The 3,736-nt window shown below is 75.2% G+C and carries 3 protein-coding genes; 2 read left to right on the top strand and 1 reads right to left on the bottom strand.

The window, feature by feature from the left end; all coding sequences use genetic code 11:
* Positions 1 to 1,025: GlnX family signal transduction membrane protein (locus tag NBZ85_RS28870; protein WP_498041272.1), on the top strand; the 1,025-nt coding region annotated here is incomplete at its 5' end.
* Positions 1,022 to 2,122, top strand: a complete 1,101-nt coding sequence (locus NBZ85_RS28865) for a glutamate ABC transporter substrate-binding protein (RefSeq protein WP_261558739.1) — start codon at positions 1,022 to 1,024, stop codon at positions 2,120 to 2,122. The genes NBZ85_RS28870 and NBZ85_RS28865, both read left to right, overlap by 4 nt.
* A 64-nt stretch (positions 2,123 to 2,186) precedes the next feature.
* On the opposite strand, the gene NBZ85_RS28860 is transcribed toward NBZ85_RS28865, so the two are convergent.
* Positions 2,187 to 3,736 (bottom strand): tetratricopeptide repeat protein (locus NBZ85_RS28860; protein WP_261563108.1); only part of this gene is annotated, 1,550 nt, incomplete at its 5' end.

The following is a 3,736-nucleotide window of genomic DNA, read 5'->3' as shown; positions in this document are numbered from 1 at the left end:
CGCTGGACCTGCTGGCCGAGGGCATACCCGTCTACAACGGGATGGTGGAACGGGCCCGGGCGAACAACCGCGCCGGCCTGTCTGTGGGCGAGGCCAACCTACGGGCGGCCTCGACGATGATGCGCACCCAGATCCTCCCCTCGACCGAGGTCCTCGTCGCCCGCTACGCGGCCGCCGTCGACCTCGCCTACCAGCAGGCCACCGGGTCGCAGGGGGAATGGGCCATCGTGATCACCGGCGGCTTCGCGCTCGGCTCGCTGATCGGCGTGCAGCTGCTGCTGGTGCGCCGGACGAACCGCCTGATCAACCCGGGCCTGGTGGTCGCGACCGGTGCGGTACTGGCGGCCATGATCTGGACGGCGGTGGCGTTCGGCACCCAGCAGACCCGCCTGGACACCGCCCGCGACGCCGGCTACCGGCAGATGACGCTGCTCGCGCGGTCGAAGACGCTGGCCCTGGAGGCCCGGGTCGACGAGAACCTGTCGCTGACCGCATTGGGCAACGGCGTCCGTTTCGACGAGCACTTCGCCTGGGTGACCAGGGGGTTGGGCTTCGACTCGGCCGGCGACCGGCTGCCGCCCGAACCGGTCACCCGCCGCGGGTCCCTCGTCGTGGCGCTCGACAGCCATCAGGGTGCCGACCTTCCGCCCGGGCTCGAGACGGACCTGCGTTCCTGGCTGCGGGTGCGCGACTCGGTGGTGCGGCTGCTGGCCTCCTCGCCCGACTCGGTCGTGGCCGCCGCCCACGGCCCCGGGGACGCCGGCTCCACCGGGGGGGACCCACGCTCGTCGGACACGTTCGGCGAGGCCGTCACCCGCACCCTCGGACCGGGCACGGCCGCGTTCACCCGTTTCCTCGGCAAACTGGACGTGGCCGTCGACACCGCCCGTGGCCGGTTCGAGGGCGATGTGCGCCGGGCGGCCGACGCCCTGCGGGGCCTGGCGCTGGCCGGCCCGGCCCTCGTGCTTGCCGCCATGGTCGCCGCGGCGGCCGGGATGTGGCCGCGGCTGCGGGAGTTCCTGTGACGAGCCGCGACGCCCTCACCCGCAGTCCCCGCAGTCCCGGCCGGCTGGTCGCCGTGGGGCTCGCCTGCTGCCTGGCCCTGCTGGGCGGTGCCGGTTGCAGCACGGCACGCAGCCCACTGCCGATCGAGGCCGGACCGCTGCCGCCTTCCCCGGCGCCCCTGGCCGAACCGACGCCGGCGCCGGCCGGGGCGGTCAACCCGGATGGCACCTGCCGCCAGGACGGCCGGCCGGTGCGCTCGACGCGGCCGCCGCTGGACCCGATGCCGGCACCGGGTCACATGCCGGTCGGCAGCCGGATGCGCCTGATCGCCGCGGACCGGGGCTATCTGCGGGTCGGCATCGTCACCGACGCACCGCCCGCGGGACTGATGAACTGGCGCACCCTGCGGCTGGAGGGGTTCGACGTCGGCATCGCCCGCGCCGTCGCTGCGGCGATCTTCGGACCGGACGGCGTCGACGACCACATCCAGTTCCGGGCGGTCACCACGTCGGAACGGGAGGATCTGCTGCGCTCCAACATGGTCGACATGCTCGTCGCCACGATGACCATCACCTGCGAACGCAAGCGGCAGGTGCGGTTCTCCAGCGTCTACTACGAATCGACCCTGCGGCTGCTGGTCCGCCAGGATGCGGGCTTCACCGACATCGCGGACCTCGCCGGCCGGCCGGTGTGCACCTCGGCGGGCAGCACGGCCAGCGAGAAGCTCGCCCGGTTGCCGGTGCCCGCCCCGCGACCGGTCACCCGTTCCCGCATCGCCGACTGCCTGGTCGCGCTCCAACACGGCGATGTCGATGCGATCGTCGGCGACGACGTCCTGCTCGCCGGGCTCGCCGCCCAGGATCCCTACACGGCGGTGCTCGGCCCGCAGGCGTTCGGGGCGGCGTTCGCGGCCGGCGGGCGGCTCGACGAGCCCTACGGCATCGCGATGCCGATCACCGGGGACACCGCGGGCGACGACGGGTTCGTGGCGTTCGTCAACGGAGTGCTGCGCCAGATCATGCTCGACGGCACCTGGTCGCGGCTGTACGACGAGTGGCTGCGGCCCGGTCTGCGCGTCCCCGGCCGCCCGCCGCTGGCCGACGCCGGCGCCCCCTGAACCCTGCGGGGCGAAGACGTTCGCGGGGTCGAGATGTTCGCGGGGTCGAGATGTTCGCGGGGCGTCAGAGCAGCGTGCGGGGGCGGGCGCGGTTCGCCTGGTCCACCAGCCGGACCCGGCTGGCCCGATCGGGGGTCAGCCGGGCCATCTCCCGGTAGGTCTCGGCCAGCCCGAAGCGCAGCTCCCGTTCGACCATGGCCCGACCGAGCAGGGTCGGCGGGCGCGGCCCGTCGGGCGGCGGGTGGCCCGCGGGGACCAGGGCCAGGGCGGCGGTGAGGATGTCGCGGCGGAGCTCGGCGCGGCGTCGTTCACCGAGGTCGAGCAGAGGGTCGGCCAGCAGCGCCGCGGCCCGTAGCAACGCCGCCGACCCGGCCGCCACCGACCCGGCCGCGAGGGAGTCCGTCCCGGGGACGCGGGCGACCAGCACGCCGATCATCCGGGCGCGCGACGCCGTGTAGGCGGAGGAGGAACGGGGTACCCGCTGGTAGGCATCGATCTTGCCGCTCGCGTCGGTGCGGCACCGCGCCAGTCCGAACGCGGCGCTGGTGACGCCGGGGTCGATGGCACCGACGACGTCGAACAGCTCGGCCGCGCGTTCCCGCGCCGCCTGTCGCTCCCGTGCGGAGCCCGCCGTGGTTGCGACGTCGGCGAGGGCCGTCGCGAGGGCGAGGCGGGGGGCGAGTTCCCCGGGAACCTGCGAGTACACCCGGTCGAAGTCCGCCGTGGCCAACCCCGGCCGTCGCGCGACCAGGGCCGCCAGCCCCCGGTACCAGTCGATGCGCCACTCCCGGGGGGCCGCCGCGGCCGCGGCGTCCAGGGCGCGGGCCGCCTCGTCGAGCTGCCCGGCGCGGATCCTCGCCCGGGCCAGCGCCAGGTGCACCTCCGTGGTCACCGGGACGATCGCGGCCAGCCGGGCGGCGAGCGCCGCCGGGTCCTCGTCGGGCCCGGCGGTCAGCGCCGGGGCGCGCGGGTCATCCTGGTCGACCCGCAGCTCCGGCAGCACCTCCCAGGCGGCGGGGGGCCCGGCCGGGCCGGCCTCCCCGGTGGGATGCCCGGTGGCGTCGAACCAGCGGCTCGCCAGCGGCGGAACCGGCCCCTCCGTACGGGCCACGATCTCGTAGAGCACGCCGACCAGCTCGTCGGCCAGTTCGGTGACGCTCTGGAAGCGCCGCTGCGGATCGGTCGCGGTGGCCCGCCGCAGCAGCCGGTCCAGCGACTCGAACTCCCGCAGCGGGAAGTGCGCGCGCCGCGGTGGCAGCACATGCCGGTAGGCGTCGACGAACCCGGGGAAGCGGCCCAGGACGAGCCGGGCCAGGGTGCGGGCGACGGCGAAGGTGTCCGTCGCCACCGACGGTGCGGTGCGCTCGACGCCGCCGGGGCGTTCCCCGTCGTCGTCGAGCTCGGGCGCGCGGTAGCCCGGGGTGGACAGGTAGCCGGAGACCAGGTCGTCGAGGCGGCGGGCCCCGCCAAGGTCGATGAGTTTCACCCCGGACGCGGTGACCATCACGTTGTCCGGTTTGAAGTCGCAGTAGACCAGGCCCATCCGGTGCAGGTGGCCCAACGCGGGCAGCACCCGCAGCAGGTAGCGCAGCACGTCCGCGGGGGGTGGTGGGG

The organism is Frankia tisae (genome assembly GCF_025403405.1).
Taxonomy (GTDB): domain Bacteria; phylum Actinomycetota; class Actinomycetes; order Frankiales; family Frankiaceae; genus Frankia; species Frankia tisai.
This window is presented reverse-complemented; position numbering and strand designations above follow the sequence as displayed.